Raw genomic sequence first — 18056 nt, 5'->3', positions numbered from 1 at the left:
TTATAATGGCCGCGATGCCTCGAGGAGAGACGTATGCTGTTGCGTGGTTTGACCTGGCTGGTGCTGTTCCAGCTGCTGGGTACAGCGATCAATCATCTGCTTGCCCCGATTCTGCCGGGCCCGATCATCGGTCTGTTGTTGTTGCTGTGCTTCCTCATGGCCCGCGGCGAGGTCGGCAAGCCACTGAACGAGGCCGCCAGCAGCCTGCTGCGCTATCTGCCGTTGCTGCTGGTGCCTCCGGCGGTCGGGGTGATGGTGTATGCCAAGGCGATTGCCGCTGATTTCTGGGCCATTGTCGGGGCGCTGTTGGTATCGTGCCTGCTTACCCTGGTGTTCGTCGGTGTGCTGATGCAAAAGCTTATCCATCGCCAGGCCCCCCGCGAGGAGCAGCCATGAACCTCGATTGGCAGGGGACCGTGGATGCGGTGGTGCATCATCCGCTCTTTGGCATCGGCATCACCTTGGCCGCCTATCAAATGGTCCTGGCGGCCTACGAGAAAACCCGCTGGATCTTCCTGCAGCCGGTGCTGGTGTCGATGCTGCTGGTGATCGGCGTGCTGTTGCTCAGTGGTATCGACTACGCCGAGTACCGCAAGAGCACCGAGATCATGAATATCCTCCTGGGCCCGGCCACGGTGGCCCTGGCGGTCCCCCTCTACCTCAACCTGCGGCGCATTCGCCAACTGTTCTGGCCGATCTTTACTACGCTGGTAATCGGAGGCGTTTTTGCCACCGTGGCGTGCGTGTTGCTGGGGTGGTGGTTCGGCGCCGAACACATGATCCTGATGACCATGGCACCCAAGTCAGTGACTTCGCCGATCGCCATGCTGGTCGCCGAGCAGATCGGTGGGGTGGCGGCATTGGCGGCGGTGTTCGTGTTGATTACCGGGGTCATCGGGGCGATTTTCGGCCCGGCCCTGCTGACCCGTCTGGGCGTGCTCAGCCCGGAGGCGCGAGGCATGTCCCTGGGTATCACCGCACATGCGGTCGGTACCTCGGTGGCCTTGCAGGAAAGTGACGAATGCGGCGCCTTCGCCGCGCTGGCGATGAGTCTCATGGGGGTGGCCACGGCGGTGTTCCTGCCGTTGGCGGTCAGCCTGGTGGCTTGAGGAGTTGTGATGACGCTACCGCTGTTTCCCCTCAATACCGTGTTGTTTCCCGGATGCCTGCTGGATCTGCAGATCTTCGAGGCACGCTATCTGGACATGATCGGCCGCTGCATGAAGCAGGGCGAAGGTTTTGGCGTGGTCTGCATCCTCGAAGGTGAGCAGGTCGGCAAGGCGCCCCCGGTTGTGGCGTCGATCGGCTGCGAGGCGCTGATCCGCGACTTCGTCCAGCAGGACAACGGCCTGCTCGGCATCCGCGTGGAAGGTGTGCGCCGCTTCGAGCTGACCCAGACCGAAGTGCAGAAGGACCAACTGATGCTGGGGCAGGTCCATTGGCTCGCCGAACAGCCCGACAGTCCGCTGGGCGAGCAGGACGATGACCTGCTGGCGCTGTTGCTGGCATTAGGCGAGCACCCGATGGTCGAGGCGTTGGACATGCCGCGTGCGGTCGACGGTCGCCAGTCCCTGGCCAATCAGCTGGCATACCTGTTGCCGTTCATGGAGGAAGACAAGCTCGACCTGTTGACCATCGATTCGCCCCAGGAGCGCCTGGCGGAGATCCAGCGCTTGCTGGAGCGGATCCAGGGCGAGTTGTTCGCCTGATCGATCGTGGCCGGCTCGGCCACGATCAATATTGATAGCGCAGCAACGCCTGCGGCAGGGCATGCATGGCAAAGAACGCCAGCAACGCCACGCACGCCGGCACCACCAGCCACCACACCCGCTGGGGCAGAGCGTTCAGCGGGGCGCGATGCTGCACCAAGGTCAGGCTCAGTGCGCAGACGCAGCAGGCGAGCAACGCCCCGGCCAGGATATCGGTCGGCCAGTGGGCTCCCAGGTACACCCGCGACAGGGCAATCGACAGCGCGGGAACACAGCCGAGCATGATCCACGTCAGTCGCATGCGCGGCGGTTGGCCACGTCCGGCCAGTACCGCCATCACCAGAAAGAACGCGAACGATGCCGAACTGTGCCCGCTGGGCATGCTGTAGCTGGTCAGCGGGTCGGCGAGGACTTCCGGGCGGGCGCGGGCGAACAGCCATTTCAGCGTGCCGTTGGCGATGGCGGTGCCCATCAGCGCGCTACCGGCGAACACCGCGTGGCGCCATTGTCGGGTCAGCAGCAGCAAGCCGGTCAGCAAGCCACCGAGGAAGAACTGGGTGCGGAAGTCACCCAGGCGGGTCACCAGCACCACGGTGCCATCGATGGCCTGGCTACGATGTTCCTGCACCAGGGTCATGATGCCCTGGTCGAGGTCATGCAGCAGCGGCCAGCCGAGGAAAACCCCGGCCAGGGCAAGAAAGCTCAGGGCGGCGATCAGTCGGGTGCCATGGCGGCGGTCACGGATGCTGGCGTTCAGGCTCAGCCCGATCACCACCGCCAAGGTGCCGGCGACCACGGCGGCCTCCGGCCAAAAGCCTTCGGGCAATGGCAGGCGCATCGCCGCGCCGGTGGCCCAGCCCGGCAGCAGGTACACCACCGACCAGCCCGCGCCGGCCAGCAGGCTCACGGCGATGAAGCGTGGGAGCGGCATGTCGAACATGCCGGCGACCATTGGCAGCATCGGTCGCAATGGGCCGATGAAGCGGCCTACCAGCAGGCTGGCGATGCCGTAGCGCTGGAAGTAGGTCTCGGCGCTGCCGATCCATTCAGGGTGGTGGCGCAACAAGGGTAGGCGGCGAATGTTCTGGTGGAAATGCTTGCCGACTGTGTAGGAAAGCGCGTCACCCAACAGACCGCCGAGGAAGCCCAGCAACAGGGTTTCACTCAGGCCCAGGGCGCCGCTGCCGGCCAGCACGGCAACCGTGAACAGCAAGACAGTGCCGGGCACGATGATGCCGGCGATGGCCAGGCATTCCACGCAGGCCACCAGGAAAATCGCCAGGCCCAGCCACTCGGGGTTGGCGCCGAGCCAGTTGGTCAGGCTGTCGAGCCATTGGCCCATGGTTCAGCTTCCTTGTTCGAGAATGAAGAAGTCGCGCCCTTCGACTTGCCCCCGGCGCAGCGGGTTCCGCGTGCAGAAGCGGGCGAAGGCGGCATCGACGAAGCGGTATGGCAGGTGTTCGTCGCGGCCTTGGGGGATGCCCAGGCGCGTGGTCTGGATCACCCGGGGCACGTCGATGGCGCAGTCCTCGACGTACAGGCGATCGGGGTCGAAGCGCTGGGCGTCCCACTGTGGCACTTTCAGGCCCAGGGCGCGGCACAGCAGAGTCTGGCCGGCGCACAGGCGTTCTGCAGGACGAATTTCACCGCTGGCGTCGGGGTTGTTCAGCTGCATCTGCGCCAGGCTGTTGGCGTCGGAGATGGCATCGACCCAGGGATAGGCGGACTTGATCAACACCGCATTGCCTGGGCCGTGGGCGCTGAAGTTCAGCGAGTCGCCGCCACGGGCGTAGTACATGTAGATATGCCCGCCATCGAGGAACAGCGCTTTGCGTTTCTCGGTGTAGCCCAGCGAGGCATGGCTGCCCTTATCGGTGAGGTAGTAGGCCTCGGTCTCGATGATGCGCGCGGCCAGCCACAGGTCGCCGTGGCGGTGGCGGATGACCTTTCCCAGCAGGGCCTGGGCCAGGGTCTGGGCGTCACGGTCGAAGAAGCTGTCGGGCAGGGCGCGGGCAGGGCAGGGGCTTGGGGCTGGCATGCTGGCGTTTCGTGGCGATGAGGTCGGGGATGATAGCAATGATTGGCTTAATCGAGGCTGAACGGTGGGGGTGGGGGAATGGTTTCTGTATGTTTCGGTTCGCTGGGGGCGGCGCTCGATCTTCAACGCGCTGCAAACCCCAAGGCGATCCCATCATTTTCAACCATCCGCCTCCCGCCGCTGGGCGTATACCTGCGCGACAGTTATAATCAGCCGATTTCCCCTTTGCCAAGACACCGCACCCATGACTGAGTCCGTTCTTGACTACATGACCCGCCTGGGTCACGCCGCCCGCCAGGCCTCCCGGGTGATCGCGCGTGCCAGCACCGCGCAGAAGAACCGTGCCCTGCAGGCCGCCGCCGACGCGCTGGATGCTGCGCGCGCCGAGCTGACGGCTGCCAACGAACTGGACCTGGCCGCCGGCCGCGCCAACGGTCTGGAGCCTGCACTGCTCGACCGCCTGGCACTGACCTCGGCGCGCATCGACGGCATGATCACCGGCCTGCGCCAGGTAGCCACTCTGCCGGACCCGGTCGGTGCCATCCGCGACATGAGCTACCGCCCGTCGGGCATTCAGGTCGGCAAGATGCGCGTACCGCTGGGGGTGATCGGCATCATCTACGAGTCGCGTCCCAACGTGACCATCGATGCGGCGAGCCTATGCCTGAAGTCCGGCAATGCCACCATCCTGCGCGGCGGCTCCGAAGCCATCCACTCCAACCGAGCCATCGCCACCTGCATCCAGCGTGGCCTGGCCGAAGCCGGCCTGCCAGCGGCGGTGGTGCAGGTGGTCGAGACCACTGACCGCGAAGCCGTGGGCGCACTGATCAGCATGCCCGAGTTCGTCGACGTCATCGTGCCGCGCGGCGGCCGTGGCCTGATCGAGCGCATCAGCCGCGATGCCCGGGTGCCGGTGATCAAGCACCTCGATGGCATCTGCCACGTCTACGTCGCCGCTCACGCCGAGCTGGACAAGGCCCTGGCCGTGGCCTTCAACGCCAAGACCTACCGCTATGGCATCTGCGGCGCCATGGAAACCCTGCTGGTCGATCAGCGCGTGGCCGCCGACTTCCTGCCGGAAATGGCCCGCCGCTTCCAGGAGAAGGGCGTCGAGCTGCGCGGCTGCGAACGCACCCGGGCAATCATCGAGGCCAAGCCGGCCACCGAAGACGACTGGCACACCGAGTACCTCGACGCGATCCTGTCGATCCGTGTCGTCGACGGCCTGGAGCAGGCCATCGAGCACATCAATCACTATGGATCGCACCATACCGACTCGATCATCACCGAGCATCAGGGTCAGGCTCGCCAGTTCATGACCGAGGTCGATTCGGCGTCGGTGATGCTCAACACCCCGACCTGCTTCGCCGATGGCTTCGAGTACGGCCTGGGTGCCGAGATCGGCATTTCCACCGATAAGCTGCACGCCCGCGGCCCGGTTGGCCTGGAAGGCCTGACCTGCGAGAAGTACGTGGTGATCGGCGACGGCCAGTTGCGCGGTCAGGGGACCTGTTGAGTTGAGCAAAGCCCCGGCAGTCCGGCGTATCGGCATTCTTGGCGGCACCTTCGATCCCGTGCACATCGGCCACCTGCGCAGCGCGCTGGAGGTGGCCGAGTTCATGCGACTGGATGAGTTGCGCCTGCTGCCCAATGCCCGCCCGCCGCACCGCGACACGCCCCAGGTGGCCGCGCATGACCGGTTGGCCATGGTGCGTAGCGCGGTGCAGGGCGTCGAGCGCCTGAGCGTGGATGCCCGCGAACTGGCCCGCGACAAGCCGTCGTACACCATCGATACGCTGGAGTCGGTGCGTGCCGAACTGCACGCCGACGATCAGTTGTTTCTGGTGCTGGGCTGGGACGCATTCTGCGGCCTGCCGAGCTGGCACCGCTGGGACGAACTGCTGCAACACTGTCACATCCTGGTGCTGCAACGCCCGGATGCCGACGTAGAACCCCCAGACGAGCTGCGCAACCTGCTGGCTGCGCGCTCGGTGAGCGACCCCACCGCCATGTCCGGCCCGGCGGGGCATATTTCGTTCGTCTGGCAGACCCCGCTCGCGGTGTCCGCCACGCAGATCCGACAGCTGCTGGCCAGCGGCAGATCGGTGAGGTTCCTGGTGCCGGACGCCGTACTGGCCTATATCGAGGCGCACGAACTGTATCGTGTGCCTAACTGACGGTGCCCCACGGCGCCTCATCCAACGAGTTGAAGAGTTTTTTATGAGCAAGCAGAAAATCAATGGCGAACAGCTGGTCGAGCTGACCAAGGCCGCGCTGGAAGATGTCAAGGCCCAGGACATCCAGGTCATCGACGTACGTGACAAGCACAGCCTGACCGACTACATGATCATTGCCACCGGTACCTCCAACCGCCAGATCAACGCGATGCTGGAAAAAGTCCGCGAGGCGGTGAAGAAGCAGGGTGCACAGCCCCTGGGCGAAGAAGGCAAGGGCGACAGCGACTGGGTGCTGCTGGACCTCAATGATGTCATCGTGCACATGATGACCGCCGCCGCTCGCCAGTTCTACGACCTGGAGCGCCTGTGGTTGGGTGCCGAGCAGAGCCGTGCCGCCGATGGCAAGCACCACAGCCCGGAGAACAGCCACGACTACTCCGACAAGCTCAAGGACCGGGAATAAGGACACGCCGTGCGTCTGCGCCTGATCGCGGTCGGCTCGCGCATGCCCAAGTGGGTCGAGGACGGTTGGCATGAGTATGCCAAGCGCCTGCCCCAGGAGCTGTCGCTGGAGCTGGTGGAAATTCCGCTGAACACCCGAGGCAAGAATGCCGACGTCGCCCGTCTGATTCGTCAGGAGGGCGAGGCCATGCTGAGCAAGGTCCAGCCAGGGGAGCGAATCGTCACCCTCGAAGTCCATGGCAAGCCCTGGAGTACCGAGCAACTGGCGAGCGAACTGGATCGCTGGCGCCTGGATGCGCGCACGGTCAACTTGATGGTGGGCGGCCCGGAAGGGCTGGCGCCGGAAGTCTGCGCACGCGCCGAGCAACGCTGGTCGCTGTCGCCGCTGACCCTGCCGCACCCGTTGGTAAGGATACTCATCGGCGAGCAGATCTACCGCGCCTGGACCGTATTGTCCGGGCACCCTTACCACAAATGAGCCTGTAAGCCGTCCGATGTCGCAGCCGATCCGTCTCAAGGACCACGAAAAAGACGCCCGCCTGGTGCGCAACCGCGTCGTGGTCGGCGCGGTGGTGGTCGTGCTGCTCATCTGTGTGCTCGTCGCCCGCCTGTATTACCTGCAGATCATCCAGTACGACTATCACTCGACGTTGTCGGAAAACAACCGAGTGCACGTGCAGCCGATTCCACCGACTCGCGGCCTGATCTTTGACCGCAACGGTGTGATCATCGCCGACAACAGGCCCAGCTTCAGTCTGTCGATGACCCGCGAACGTGCGGGTAACTGGCAGCAAGTGCTGGATACCATCGTCGAAGTGCTGGAGCTCACCGCCGATGACCGCGCCCTCTTCGAGAAACGCATGAAGCAGGGGCGCCGGCCGTTCGAGCCGGTGCCGATCCTGTTCGAACTCAACGAAGAACAGATCGCACGGGTGGCGGTCAATCAATTCCGTCTGCCCGGCGTCGAGGTAGTGGCGCAGTTGGTCCGGCATTACCCCCAAGGTGCGCATTTCGCCCATTCGGTGGGCTATGTCGGACGGATCAACGAGCGAGAGCTGAAGACCCTCGACCCGGTGAACTACAGCGGCACTCACCACATCGGCAAGACTGGCATCGAACGCTTCTATGAAGCCGAACTGCACGGCCAGGTCGGTTACGAGGAAGTCGAAACCAACGCCCGTGGCCGGGTCTTGCGGGTGCTCAAACGCACCGATCCGAAACCGGGCAAGGACATCGTGCTGAGCCTGGACATCAAGTTGCAGGAGGCCGCCGAGGCTGCCCTGGGCGGGCGGCGTGGCGCGGTGGTGGCGCTCGATCCGCGCACTGGCGAGGTGCTGGCGATGGTCAGCCAGCCAAGCTTCGATCCCAATCTGTTCGTCACCGGCATCAGCTTCAAGGCCTATGCCGAATTGCGCGACTCGATCGACCGGCCGCTGTTCAACCGGGTGCTGCGTGGCCTCTATCCGCCAGGCTCGACCATCAAGCCGGCGGTGGCCATCGCCGGCCTGGACAGCGGCGTGGTCAATGCCAGTAGCCGGGTGTTCGACCCTGGCTACTACCAGTTGCCCAACTATGACCACAAGTACCGCAACTGGAACCGTACCGGCGACGGCTGGGTCGACCTGGACACCGCGATCATGCGCTCCAACGACACCTACTTCTACGATCTTGCGCACAAGATGGGCATCGACAGGTTGTCGACCTACATGAACAAGTTCGGCATCGGCCAGAAGGTCTCCCTCGACATGTTCGAGGAGTCCGCAGGGCTCATGCCGTCGCGTGAGTGGAAGCGCGCCACCCGTCGCCAGGCCTGGTTCCCGGGCGAGACCTTGATTCTCGGCATCGGCCAAGGCTACATGCAGGCCACGCCTTTGCAACTGGCCCAGGCCACCGCACTGATCGCCAACAAAGGTGTGTGGAACCGACCGCATCTGGCCAAGACCATCGAAGGACAGCCGCCTGTGGACGAGAACCCGATGGACAACATCGTCCTGCGCGACAAGTCCGATTGGGCCAAGGTGACCCACGGCATGGAGCAGGTGATGCACAACGCTCGAGGCACCGCGCGCAAGGCCGCCGCAGGAGCCCAGTACCGCATCGCTGGCAAGAGCGGCACCGCCCAGGTGGTGGCGATCAAGCAGGGCGAGAAGTACGACCGCAACAAACTCCAGGAGCGCCACCGCGACCACGCCCTGTTCGTGGCCTTTGCCCCGGCCGACGATCCGAGGATCGTGGTCTCGGTGATGGTCGAGAACGGTGAGTCCGGTTCTGGTGTCGCCGCCCCCGTGGTGCGTCAGGTCATGGACGCCTGGCTGCTCGATGAAAGTGGCCATCTCAAGCCCGAGTTCGCGCCTGCCACCGTCGCCGAGGAAACGGCCCCGTGAAGAACAATTTCGATCGCATGCTCTCCAGCGAGGACGTGATGCGTCGACGCGCCAGCTTCCTGCAGCGTATCCACGTCGACGGCCCCTTGCTGATCATCCTTCTCACTCTCGCGGCCGGCAGCCTGTTCGTGCTGTATTCGGCCAGCGGCAAGAATTGGGACCTGCTGCTCAAGCAGGCCAGCTCGTTCGGCATCGGCCTGGTATCGATGTTCATCATCGCCCAGCTCGAACCGCGTTTCATGGCCCGCTGGGTGCCGCTGGCCTACCTGGCGGGCGTGTGCCTGCTGGTGGTGGTGGACGTGATGGGCCACAACGCCATGGGCGCCACGCGGTGGATCAACATTCCCGGGGTGATTCGCTTCCAGCCCTCGGAATTCATGAAGATCATCATGCCGGCGACCATCGCCTGGTATCTGTCCAAGCGCACCCTGCCACCGCATCTCAAGCACGTGGCGATCAGCCTGGTGCTGATCGGCGTGCCGTTCATCCTCATCGTGCGTCAGCCCGACCTGGGTACCGCGCTGCTGATTCTCGCTTCCGGTGCCTTCGTACTGTTCATGGGCGGCCTGCGCTGGCGCTGGATTCTCAGCGTGCTGGCGGCGGCGGTGCCGGTGGCGGTGGCCATGTGGTTCTTCGTCATGCACGACTACCAGAAGCAGCGGGTACTGACCTTCCTCGACCCGGAAAGCGATCCGCTGGGGACGGGCTGGAACATCATCCAGTCCAAGGCCGCGATCGGCTCCGGCGGGGTGTTCGGCAAGGGCTGGTTGCTGGGCACCCAGTCGCACCTGGACTTTCTGCCTGAGAGCCATACCGACTTCATCATCGCCGTGCTCGGGGAAGAGTTCGGTCTGGTCGGCATCTGCCTGCTACTGATCGTCTACCTGCTGCTGATCGGCCGTGGTCTGGTGATCACCGCCCAGGCCCAGACCCTGTTCGGCAAGCTGCTGGCAGGCAGCTTGACCATGACCTTCTTCGTGTACGTGTTCGTCAATATCGGTATGGTCAGTGGCCTGTTGCCCGTAGTGGGGGTGCCGCTGCCCTTCATCAGCTATGGCGGAACTTCGTTGGTGACGCTGCTGTCAGCGTTTGGCGTTTTGATGTCGATCCACACGCACCGCAAATGGATCGCGCAGGTTTGAATAAGGTGAAGAATTTCATGCAAGCAGTGCGTAACTGGGCTGTCCGTTGTGTACCGTGGATCGGTGCGGTAAGCCTGTTCGGCGCTGTCCAGCAGGCCCAGGCCGGCGATTACGACGGCTCGCCGCAGGTAGCCGAATTCGTCGGCGAGATGACCCGCGACTATGGCTTTGCCGGCGAGCAGTTGATGGGCGTGTTCCGTGAGGTGCAGCGCAAACAGTCGATTCTCGACGCCATCTCGCGTCCGGCCGAGCGGGTCAAGCCGTGGAAGGAATACCGGCCAATGTTCATCACCGACGCGCGCATCGCCCGTGGTGTGGATTTCTGGCGTCAGCACGAGGCTGCCCTGGCGCGTGCCGAACAGGAGTACGGTGTGCCGGCACAGGTGATCGTCGCGATCATCGGTGTGGAGACGTTCTTCGGCCGCAACACTGGCAGTTACCGGGTGATCGATGCACTGTCGACCCTGGGCTTCGATTATCCGCCGCGGGCGGAGTTCTTCCGCAAGGAGCTGCGCGAATTCCTCCTGCTGGCCCGCGAGGAGCAACTCGACCCGCTGACCCTCAAGGGATCCTATGCCGGTGCCATGGGCCTGCCACAGTTCATGCCGAGCAGTTTCCGCAACTACGCGGTGGACTTCGACGGCGACGGCCACATCAATATCTGGACCGACCCCGACGATGCCATCGGCAGTGTCGCGAGCTATTTCAAGCGTCACGGTTGGGTCGCCGGCGAACCGGTGGTAAGCCGTGCCCAGGTCCAGGGCGAGCGCGTCGACGAAGGCCTGACCACCGGTATCGAGCCGGTCAAGACGGTTGGGGAGTTGCGAGCGCTGGGCTGGTCGAGTCATGATGCGCTGCGCGATGATCTGCCGGTCACCGCCTTCCGTCTGGAGGGTGACAATGGCCCTGAGTACTGGATGGGCCTGAAGAACTTCTACGCGATCACTCGCTACAACCGCAGCGTGATGTACGCCATGGCGGTGCATCAGCTTTCGGAACAGCTGGTCCAAGCACGGGGCGTCAAGTAATGCGCGCAATCATCTCTGGTAACTCCTTCAAGCTGCTGACCTGCCTCGCCGTCGGCGTGCTGTTGGCCAGTTGCTCTTCCCACCGCCCGACCCCGACCCAGAGCGGTAATGTCGTCCGCGCCCAACCGGGCCTCGACATCAACCGAGCCCACAAGGACGGCGCGCCTTGGTGGGACGTGGACGTGAACAAGATTCCCGATGCCACGCCCACCGTGCACACCGGCCCCTACAAAGCCAACCCGTATACGGTACTGGGCAAGACCTACTACCCCATGCAGGACTCGCGCAACTACCGCGCCGAAGGCACCGCCTCCTGGTATGGCACCAAGTTCCACGGGCAGAACACCGCCAACGGCGAACTGTACGACCTGTACGGCATGAGCGCGGCGCACAAGACCTTGCCGTTGCCGGCTTACGTCAAGGTGACCAACCTGGCCAACGGCCGCAGCGTCATCCTGCGGGTGAACGACCGTGGTCCGTTCTATTCCGACCGCATCATCGACCTGTCCTATGCCGCGGCGAAGAAGCTCGGTTACGCCGAGATCGGCACGGCCCATGTCCGCGTCGAGGGCATCGATCCGCAGCAGTGGTGGGCCCAGCGTGGCCAGAAGCCGCCGCTGGTGCTGAAGGAGCCGCAGGTGGCCCAGGCCCAGCCGGTGCCAGCCAGCACCGGTCGGGTCGAGCAGTGGACACCTCCGGCGCAACAGCATGCGGCACCGGTGGTGCCGGTGCAGGTGGGTGGCGGCAGCGTGCCGGTAAACAATGGCGGCAGCTTCCTTCAGGTGGGTGCCTTCGCCAACCCGGACGCCGCCGAGTTGTTGCGGGCGAAACTGAGCACCATGGTCAGCGCGCCGGTGTTCATCAGTTCCATCGTGCGTAACCAGCAGACCCTGCATCGCGTGCGGCTTGGGCCGATCAACAGCCAGGGTGAGGTCCAGCAAGCGCAGGACAGCATTCGCATGGCGAACCTTGGGCAGGCCAAGCTGGTCACAGCAGACTGACAGCTGTCGCGGCTTGATGCCTGTGCCTCAAGCTGTCGGTTTTGTCATGAATTGCAACGCCCGCCCATGTACAATGGCCGCTTTTGCCCGCCGCGACATCGCGCCGCATTTTCCGGGCAAAGCGGCAGCACAGCCGCAACCATTAGACTGACTGGCGCTGGGCGCATGATGTAGCCCAGGGAACATCAGACCATTAGCGATTCTCGAGAGACGGATGAATATCACCAACCTTGCCAAACGCCTTTGCCTGCCCGTACTGCTGATGATCATGCCTGCTGCCTTCGCAGCGGAGCAGATGATGCCGGCGCCACCGCAACTGGCCGCCAAGTCCTACGTGCTCATGGACGCCTCCAGCGGCAACGTGCTGGTCGAGAACAACGGTGACGAACGCCTGCCACCGGCCAGCTTGACCAAACTGATGACCGCCTACATCGCCACCCTGGACATCCGCCGTGGCCAGATCGGCGAGAACGACCCGGTCACCGTCAGCGAAAACGCCTGGCGTACCGGCGGTTCGCGCATGTTCATCAAGGTGGGTAGCCAGGTGAGCGTCAGCGACCTGCTGCACGGCATCATCATCCAGTCCGGCAACGACGCCTCGGTCGCCCTGGCCGAGCACATCGCCGGCAGCGAAGACGCCTTCGCCGACATGATGAACAAGACCGCCGCTGATCTGGGCATGAGCAACAGCCACTTCATGAACCCGACCGGCCTGCCGAACCCGGAGCACTACTCGTCGGCCCACGACATGGCTTTGCTGGCCCGTGCGATCATCGACATCGACCCGGCCCACTACGCCATCTATTCGCAGAAAGAGTTCTTCTGGAACAACATCAAGCAGCCCAACCGCAACCTGCTGCTGTGGCGTGACAAGACCGTCGACGGTCTGAAAACCGGCCACACCGAGGAGGCCGGTTACTGCATGGTGGCTTCGGCCGTACGCGATGGCCAGCGCCTGATCGCCGTCGTCTTCGGCACCAACAGCGAGCAGGCTCGTGCCGCCGAGACCCAGAAGCTGCTGACCTATGGTTTCCGCTTCTTCGAAACCCAGACCTTCTACCAGAAGGGCACCGAGCTGACCCAGGCCCCGGTCTGGAAGGGCGCCACCAGCCAGGTGAAGGCGGGCCTCGCCAACGACCTGACGCTGACTATGCCTAAAGGCCAATTGAAACGCCTGGTCGCTTCGATGACCCTGAACCCGCAGCTCACCGCTCCGATCGCCAAAGGTGACGTGATCGGTAAAGTGGAAGTCAAACTGGACGAGAAAGTGGTTCACAGCGCCGACCTGATTGCCCTCGACGGCGTCGAGGAAGGTGGTTTCTTCCGTCGTATGTGGGATAGCATCCGTCTATTCTTCTACGGGTTGTTCAACTGATACGTGACCTGCATGCCCCCGCGTATCGCGCGGGGGCATTGTTGTTGCCACGGCTTACGAGGCCGTTTCCGCCATGAGCGAACCTGACGTCAAGTCGCACAAAATCGAATTCCCCTGCGCCGATTATCCGATCAAGGTCATCGGCGACACCGTTGTCGGCTTCAAGGACACGGTGATCGACATTCTTTGCCAGCATGCCAAGGTCGACCTGTCCACCCTGGCCGAGCGTCAGAGCAAGGAAGGCAAGTACACCACGGTGCAGCTGCACATCGTTGCCGAAAGCGAGAACCAGCTGCACGACATCAACAGCGCCTTGCGCGCGACCGGCATCGTGAAAATGGTGCTCTGATGCCCTTGTGTCTCGGTATTCGCGAGCTTGGCCTGCAGCCCTATGAACCGGTGCTCGAGGCCATGCGTCGCTTTACCGAGCAACGCAGCCCGGACAGCCAGGATGAAATCTGGCTGGTCGAGCATCCAGCGGTATTCACCCAGGGCCAGGCCGGGAAAGCCGAGCATCTGCTGGTGCCAGGCGACATTCCGGTGGTGCAGACCGACCGCGGTGGCCAGGTGACCTACCATGGCCCCGGGCAACTGGTAGCCTATCTGTTGCTGGATGTCCGCCGCTTGGGCTTTGGTGTGCGCGAACTGGTCAGCCGGATCGAACAGACCCTGATCGACCTGCTCGCCAGCTACGGCGTCACTGCCGTGGCCAAGCCCGACGCCCCAGGCGTCTACGTCGACGGAGCGAAGATCGCCTCCCTCGGCCTACGGATTCGCAATGGCCGCTCCTTCCATGGCCTTGCCTTGAACGTGGACATGGACCTTGCGCCATTCCGCCGAATCAACCCCTGTGGGTATGCGGGGCTGGCCATGACCCAGCTGCGCGACCTGGCAGGTCCGATCGAACTCGACGAGGTCAGGACAAGGCTGCGCGGACAGCTGGTCAAGCACCTCGACTATGCTGAGCAGACGACCCTGACGGGCGGAATCGACTGATTATGACAACTGTGCAAGAAGCCGTGCCGAACCAGATCCCTACCCAGGATGCCCCCCCGCGCCCAGCACCGAAGAAGGTGGAAGCCGGGGTCAAGCTGCGTGGTGCCGAGAAGGTGGCACGCATCCCGGTGAAGATCATTCCCACCGAAGAACTGCCGAAAAAGCCCGACTGGATCCGCGTGCGCATCCCGGTATCGCCCGAGGTCGACCGCATCAAGCAACTGCTGCGCAAGCACAAGCTGCACAGCGTTTGCGAAGAAGCCTCCTGCCCGAACCTGGGCGAGTGCTTCTCCGGCGGCACCGCGACCTTCATGATCATGGGTGATATCTGCACCCGCCGCTGCCCGTTCTGCGACGTCGGCCACGGCCGGCCGAAGCCGCTGGATGTGGACGAGCCGAAAAACCTCGCCATCGCCATCGCTGACCTGCGTCTGAAGTACGTGGTGATCACCTCGGTGGACCGTGACGACCTGCGTGACGGCGGTGCCCAGCACTTTGCCGACTGCATTCGCGAGATCCGCGCACTGTCGCCAGGCGTACAGCTCGAGACCCTGGTCCCGGACTACCGTGGCCGGATGGACGTGGCCCTGGAGATTACCGCCAACGAGCCACCGGATGTGTTCAACCACAACCTGGAAACCGTGCCACGCCTGTACAAGGCCGCGCGGCCGGGGTCGGACTATGACTGGTCGCTGGACCTGCTGCAGCGCTTCAAGCAGTTGGTGCCGCACGTGCCGACCAAGTCGGGCCTGATGCTCGGCCTCGGCGAGACCGACGATGAAGTGATCGAAGTGATGCACCGCATGCGCGAGCATGACATCGACATGCTGACCCTCGGCCAGTACCTGCAGCCCTCGCGCAGCCACCTGCCAGTGCAGCGTTTCGTGCATCCGGACACCTTCGCCTGGTTCGCCGAGGAAGGCTACAAGATGGGCTTCAAGAACGTCGCCTCCGGTCCGTTGGTGCGTTCGTCGTACCATGCCGACCAGCAGGCGCACGAGGCCAAGATCAAGCTCTGAGCCTGGCCTGAGCCATACATGCCGATGCACGCCGTGAGGTGGCATCGGCATTTTTGTTTGAGAACGATGGTTGCAAGGAGTCGCAGATGAACTGCGCCGAATCCACTGAATCCTGCTTGCCCAAGGCGTTGCCGGCGGCAGCCTGTTTTGCCGTGGTGGCACCCGCCGGCCCGGCACGGCTGGACGTGCAGAAGGCCCAGCAATGGTTTGCCGAGCGTGGTTATCGGAGCCGGCTGTACCCGAGCGTCAGTGCCAGCGAAGGCTACCTGGCCGGCAGCGATGGGCAGCGCCTGCAAGACCTGCACGATGCCTTCGCCGACCCGGCCATCGATGCCATCCTGTGCATGCGCGGTGGCTACGGCAGTATGCGCCTGCTCGATCGCCTCGACCTCGACCTGGTTCGCCGCCATCCAAAGCCGTTCATCGGCTACAGCGACGTCACCGCGCTGCATAACGTATTCAACCAGCATGCCGGACTGGTGACCTTTCATGGCGCCATGCTCAATGCCGACCTGCTGGGGGCGAAGCTGCAGCCGACCGAGTCGTCATTGTTCGCTCAGTTGGGCGGACATGTACGGCGGGGCGACGCCATTGCGCATCCCGCCGAGTTTCCCTTGAACTGCGTGGTGCCGGGTACGGCAACGGGGCGTCTGCTTGGCGGCAACCTGTCGATGCTGGGCGCCACGCTGGGCACGACCGGCGAGTTGCAATGCGAAGGGGCGATCCTGTTCATCGAGGACGTCAACGAGCCACTGTACCGTGTCGATCGGCTGCTGACCCAGTTGCGCCTGGCGGGCAAACTCGAGGGCCTGAAGGGTGTGCTGGTAGGCGACTTTGCCGGGATCACGGTGGCGGCCTTGACGCCGCTATTGCTGGAGATATTCGGCCCGTTGGGCGTGCCGGTGCTGGCGGGGTGGCGCAGTGGGCATTGCGACCCGAACGTGTGCCTGCCGCTGGGGGCTCGGGTGCTGTTGGACAGTGAGAAGCAACAGCTGGTGTTGCAGCAGGATTTGTTCGCAGTTTGAGATGGCCGGGGCTGCAAAGCAGCCCATCGCCGGCAAGCCAGCGCCTGCAGGTGATGTGCAGGAGCCAGGTTGCCGGCGATTGGGGCGTCACTGTCGGCGCAGGCTCTCGAGCAGTTTGTGCGTCGGATATCCATCAGCCGGCCAGCCCAGGGCTTGCTGGGCGTTGCGGATGGCCTTGCGGGTGTTCGCGCCGATGATGCCATCGGCATTGCCCGCATCATGACCATTGGCGTTGAGCAGGTTCTGCAGTTCCATGCGCTCGCTACGGCTCAGCGGCAGGTCTTCCTTCGGCCAACTGCCGGCAATGAAACCCCACCCCGAGAAACGGTCGCCGAGCAAGCCCACGGCCATGGCGTATGAAGACGAGTTGTTGTACTTGAGAATGCTGCGGAAATTGTCCAGCACCAGGAACGCCGGGCCGCGGGCTCCGGCAGGCAACAACAGGGCGGCGGGCAGCTGGTTGCTGCCGGCCGGTAGCTGAGTGCCAGCAGGCAGTTTCACGCCCATCTGCAGCCATTCATTGACCGGCTTGCGCGAGGTACCGTCAGCCTGCCAGTAGTCGAACCCCGACGGCACCTGTACCTCGAAGCCCCAGGGTTGGCCACGCTTCCAGCCCGAGCTCTGCAGATAGTGCGCGGTCGAGGCCAGGGCGTCTGGCGTGCTGTTCCAGATATCGCGGCGACCGTCGCCATCGAAGTCGACCGCATGGGTGTTGTAGGTGGTCGGGATGAACTGGGTCTGGCCCATGGCCCCGGCCCACGAGCCGCGCATGGCGTCGGGCTGGATATCGCCGTGCTGGAGGATCTGCAGGGCCGCGATCAGTTGGTCCTGGGCGAACTGGGGACGGCGCCCTTCGTAGGCCAGGGTGGCCAGCGAGCGGATCACCGACTTGTTGCCCTGGAACTGGCCGAAGTTGCTTTCCATGCCCCAGACCGCGACCAGTACCTGGCGGTCTACGCCGTAGCGCTGCTCGATGCGGGTGAGCAACTCGGCGTTTTCTTCCAGCAGGCGCTTGCCTTTGCGCACCCGTAGTGGCGACAAGGCGCCGTCGAGGTATTCCCAGACCGGGCGGGTGAATTCGGGTTGGCTACGATCGGCCTTGATCACGTCTATGTCGGGTGTGACGCCGAGAAACGCTCGGTCGAACAGGCTCGCCGTGATACCGGCCTGCAGGGCCTGCTGGCGGAACCCGGCTTGCCATTGGGCGAAGGTTTGCAGCGGTTGGATTTCGGTGCTGGTGTCAGGGGTGCTGCTGGGCAGGTTCACGACGGGGGCGGGCTGGGCGGGCGCCAGGGGCAGGGCATCGGCCGCCGTGGGTTTTTCTGCGCAGGCGACAAGCAGGATGAAGCTCGAAGCTGCGATCAGCTGGCGGGATTCCCAGCGAGGGAGAAGACTGAGGAGCATGCACAGATCCAGAAATACAGGTCAGGTGATGACCATATCATGCCTGCGCTTACGATGCTTTCATGCCGCCAAAAAGTAAGAAGCCTCCCAATCTCTCGATTGGAAGGCTTCGCGGCGGTAGCTGCCTTTGCCCTTGTCCGGTCGTTCCTGACGGCAGCGGAACAAGGGTTGGGCGACGATGGACTTGGCCTTGTTGGGGCCGTGCTTTTTCGGCTTTTTGCTCATGGTGGGTTCCCATGGGGGTTGGTGTCGGGGGCACTTTAGGGGCTTGGGCGGGGGTGGGCCAATTGATTCTG

20 protein-coding genes are annotated in these 18056 nt (G+C 63.8%); 16 read left to right on the top strand and 4 right to left on the bottom strand.

Annotated features, from left to right (window positions below; translation table 11 throughout):
• Positions 1 to 33: 33 nt before the first annotated feature.
• The 3 genes from KY379_RS11660 to KY379_RS11650 are packed head-to-tail and all read left to right on the top strand — an operon-like array spanning position 34 to position 1709.
• Positions 34 to 396, top strand: a complete 363-nt coding sequence (locus tag KY379_RS11660; protein WP_133330174.1) for a CidA/LrgA family protein — start codon at positions 34 to 36, stop codon at positions 394 to 396.
• Positions 393 to 1109 (top strand): LrgB family protein, encoded by a 717-nt coding sequence (locus KY379_RS11655; RefSeq protein WP_133330176.1) that lies wholly within the window; start codon positions 393 to 395, stop codon positions 1107 to 1109. The genes KY379_RS11660 and KY379_RS11655 overlap by 4 nt, the downstream gene beginning before the upstream one ends.
• A 9-nt stretch (positions 1110 to 1118) precedes the next feature.
• Positions 1119 to 1709 carry an LON peptidase substrate-binding domain-containing protein gene (locus KY379_RS11650; protein ID WP_133330178.1) on the top strand — a complete coding sequence of 197 codons (591 nt, stop codon included), beginning with the start codon at positions 1119 to 1121 and terminating at the stop codon, positions 1707 to 1709.
• 25 nt (positions 1710 to 1734) lie between these two features.
• Here KY379_RS11650 and KY379_RS11645 read toward each other — a convergent pair whose 3' ends face one another.
• Together KY379_RS11645 and KY379_RS11640 are read right to left on the bottom strand one after the other, a co-directional pair.
• Positions 1735 to 3051, bottom strand: a complete 1317-nt coding sequence (locus KY379_RS11645; RefSeq protein WP_261240073.1) for a bifunctional DedA family/phosphatase PAP2 family protein — start codon at positions 3049 to 3051, stop codon at positions 1735 to 1737.
• Between the two features lie 3 nt (positions 3052 to 3054).
• Positions 3055 to 3747, bottom strand: coding sequence for a DNA-3-methyladenine glycosylase (locus KY379_RS11640; protein ID WP_261240072.1), 693 nt, complete (start codon positions 3745 to 3747; stop codon positions 3055 to 3057).
• 244 nt (positions 3748 to 3991) lie between these two features.
• Between KY379_RS11640 and KY379_RS11635 the strand changes: the two genes are divergently transcribed.
• The 13 genes from KY379_RS11635 to KY379_RS11575 all read left to right on the top strand — a co-directional run bounded on the left by KY379_RS11635 (position 3992) and on the right by KY379_RS11575 (position 16356).
• Positions 3992 to 5263, top strand: coding sequence for a glutamate-5-semialdehyde dehydrogenase (locus KY379_RS11635; RefSeq protein WP_261240071.1), 1272 nt, complete (start codon positions 3992 to 3994; stop codon positions 5261 to 5263).
• A 1-nt stretch (position 5264) separates the two neighbouring features.
• Complete coding sequence (nadD, locus tag KY379_RS11630; RefSeq protein WP_196171956.1) at positions 5265 to 5924, top strand: nicotinate-nucleotide adenylyltransferase; 660 nt, start codon at positions 5265 to 5267, stop codon at positions 5922 to 5924.
• A gap of 43 nt (positions 5925 to 5967) precedes the next feature.
• Positions 5968 to 6387: a ribosome silencing factor gene (rsfS, locus tag KY379_RS11625; RefSeq protein ID WP_133330188.1), complete on the top strand. Its 420-nt coding sequence runs from the start codon at positions 5968 to 5970 to the stop codon at positions 6385 to 6387.
• Between the two features lie 9 nt (positions 6388 to 6396).
• Positions 6397 to 6864 (top strand): 23S rRNA (pseudouridine(1915)-N(3))-methyltransferase RlmH, encoded by a 468-nt coding sequence (gene rlmH / locus KY379_RS11620; protein ID WP_196171955.1) that lies wholly within the window; start codon positions 6397 to 6399, stop codon positions 6862 to 6864.
• Between the two features lie 16 nt (positions 6865 to 6880).
• On the top strand, positions 6881 to 8770 hold the full coding sequence (gene mrdA, locus KY379_RS11615; RefSeq protein WP_196171954.1) for a penicillin-binding protein 2: 1890 nt from the start codon (positions 6881 to 6883) through the stop codon (positions 8768 to 8770).
• A 38-nt stretch (positions 8771 to 8808) separates the two neighbouring features.
• Complete coding sequence (gene rodA, locus KY379_RS11610; protein ID WP_165976092.1) at positions 8809 to 9912, top strand: rod shape-determining protein RodA; 1104 nt, start codon at positions 8809 to 8811, stop codon at positions 9910 to 9912.
• A 5-nt stretch (positions 9913 to 9917) separates the two neighbouring features.
• A complete protein-coding gene (gene mltB / locus KY379_RS11605) occupies positions 9918 to 10940 on the top strand; it encodes a lytic murein transglycosylase B (protein WP_397466503.1) in 1023 nt (340 codons plus the stop codon).
• The gene (locus KY379_RS11600; RefSeq protein WP_133330198.1) at positions 10940 to 11941 is read left to right on the top strand and encodes a septal ring lytic transglycosylase RlpA family protein; all 1002 of its coding nucleotides are present in this window, start codon (positions 10940 to 10942) and stop codon (positions 11939 to 11941) included. Before mltB ends, KY379_RS11600 begins: the two co-directional genes overlap by 1 nt.
• Positions 11942 to 12155: 214 nt before the next feature.
• Positions 12156 to 13316: a D-alanyl-D-alanine carboxypeptidase family protein gene (locus tag KY379_RS11595; protein WP_133330200.1), complete on the top strand. Its 1161-nt coding sequence runs from the start codon at positions 12156 to 12158 to the stop codon at positions 13314 to 13316.
• A gap of 73 nt (positions 13317 to 13389) precedes the next feature.
• Complete coding sequence (locus KY379_RS11590) at positions 13390 to 13665, top strand: DUF493 domain-containing protein (protein WP_133330202.1); 276 nt, start codon at positions 13390 to 13392, stop codon at positions 13663 to 13665.
• The gene (lipB, locus tag KY379_RS11585) at positions 13665 to 14312 is read left to right on the top strand and encodes a lipoyl(octanoyl) transferase LipB (RefSeq protein ID WP_133330204.1); all 648 of its coding nucleotides are present in this window, start codon (positions 13665 to 13667) and stop codon (positions 14310 to 14312) included. Before KY379_RS11590 ends, lipB begins: the two co-directional genes overlap by 1 nt.
• Positions 14313 to 14314: 2 nt before the next feature.
• The gene (lipA, locus tag KY379_RS11580) at positions 14315 to 15331 is read left to right on the top strand and encodes a lipoyl synthase (RefSeq protein WP_133330206.1); all 1017 of its coding nucleotides are present in this window, start codon (positions 14315 to 14317) and stop codon (positions 15329 to 15331) included.
• A gap of 86 nt (positions 15332 to 15417) precedes the next feature.
• Positions 15418 to 16356 carry an LD-carboxypeptidase gene (locus KY379_RS11575; protein ID WP_261240050.1) on the top strand — a complete coding sequence of 313 codons (939 nt, stop codon included), beginning with the start codon at positions 15418 to 15420 and terminating at the stop codon, positions 16354 to 16356.
• An 87-nt stretch (positions 16357 to 16443) separates the two neighbouring features.
• Here the strand turns inward: KY379_RS11575 and KY379_RS11570 are convergent, their stop codons facing one another.
• Positions 16444 to 17760, bottom strand: coding sequence for a lytic murein transglycosylase (locus KY379_RS11570; RefSeq protein ID WP_261240049.1), 1317 nt, complete (start codon positions 17758 to 17760; stop codon positions 16444 to 16446).
• A gap of 60 nt (positions 17761 to 17820) precedes the next feature.
• Entirely contained in the window at positions 17821 to 17985 is a 165-nt protein-coding gene (arfA, locus tag KY379_RS11565; protein WP_016489355.1) for an alternative ribosome rescue factor ArfA, read from the bottom strand.
• Positions 17986 to 18056 lie beyond the last annotated feature (71 nt).

It is taken from the genome of Pseudomonas sp. HD6422 (assembly GCF_025377065.1).
Classification (GTDB): domain Bacteria; phylum Pseudomonadota; class Gammaproteobacteria; order Pseudomonadales; family Pseudomonadaceae; genus Aquipseudomonas; species Aquipseudomonas putida_U.
This window is presented reverse-complemented; position numbering and strand designations above follow the sequence as displayed.

Excerpts from the sequence above, each read along its gene's own strand:
- arfA (WP_016489355.1), bottom strand. The coding sequence starts at position 17,985 with ATGAGCAAAAAGCCGAAAAAGCACGGCCCCAACAAGGCCAAGTCCATC.
- lipA (WP_133330206.1), top strand. The coding sequence starts at position 14,315 with ATGACAACTGTGCAAGAAGCCGTGCCGAACCAGATCCCTACCCAGGAT.
- KY379_RS11600 (WP_133330198.1), top strand. The coding sequence starts at position 10,940 with ATGCGCGCAATCATCTCTGGTAACTCCTTCAAGCTGCTGACCTGCCTC.
- KY379_RS11655 (WP_133330176.1), top strand. The coding sequence starts at position 393 with ATGAACCTCGATTGGCAGGGGACCGTGGATGCGGTGGTGCATCATCCG.
- KY379_RS11570 (WP_261240049.1), bottom strand. The coding sequence starts at position 17,760 with ATGCTCCTCAGTCTTCTCCCTCGCTGGGAATCCCGCCAGCTGATCGCA.
- KY379_RS11640 (WP_261240072.1), bottom strand. The coding sequence starts at position 3,747 with ATGCCAGCCCCAAGCCCCTGCCCTGCCCGCGCCCTGCCCGACAGCTTC.
- rsfS (WP_133330188.1), top strand. The coding sequence starts at position 5,968 with ATGAGCAAGCAGAAAATCAATGGCGAACAGCTGGTCGAGCTGACCAAG.
- KY379_RS11590 (WP_133330202.1), top strand. The coding sequence starts at position 13,390 with ATGAGCGAACCTGACGTCAAGTCGCACAAAATCGAATTCCCCTGCGCC.
- KY379_RS11575 (WP_261240050.1), top strand. The coding sequence starts at position 15,418 with ATGAACTGCGCCGAATCCACTGAATCCTGCTTGCCCAAGGCGTTGCCG.
- rodA (WP_165976092.1), top strand. The coding sequence starts at position 8,809 with ATGCGTCGACGCGCCAGCTTCCTGCAGCGTATCCACGTCGACGGCCCC.
- KY379_RS11660 (WP_133330174.1), top strand. The coding sequence starts at position 34 with ATGCTGTTGCGTGGTTTGACCTGGCTGGTGCTGTTCCAGCTGCTGGGT.
- KY379_RS11650 (WP_133330178.1), top strand. The coding sequence starts at position 1,119 with ATGACGCTACCGCTGTTTCCCCTCAATACCGTGTTGTTTCCCGGATGC.
- KY379_RS11635 (WP_261240071.1), top strand. The coding sequence starts at position 3,992 with ATGACTGAGTCCGTTCTTGACTACATGACCCGCCTGGGTCACGCCGCC.
- KY379_RS11645 (WP_261240073.1), bottom strand. The coding sequence starts at position 3,051 with ATGGGCCAATGGCTCGACAGCCTGACCAACTGGCTCGGCGCCAACCCC.
- lipB (WP_133330204.1), top strand. The coding sequence starts at position 13,665 with ATGCCCTTGTGTCTCGGTATTCGCGAGCTTGGCCTGCAGCCCTATGAA.
- KY379_RS11595 (WP_133330200.1), top strand. The coding sequence starts at position 12,156 with ATGAATATCACCAACCTTGCCAAACGCCTTTGCCTGCCCGTACTGCTG.
- mrdA (WP_196171954.1), top strand. The coding sequence starts at position 6,881 with ATGTCGCAGCCGATCCGTCTCAAGGACCACGAAAAAGACGCCCGCCTG.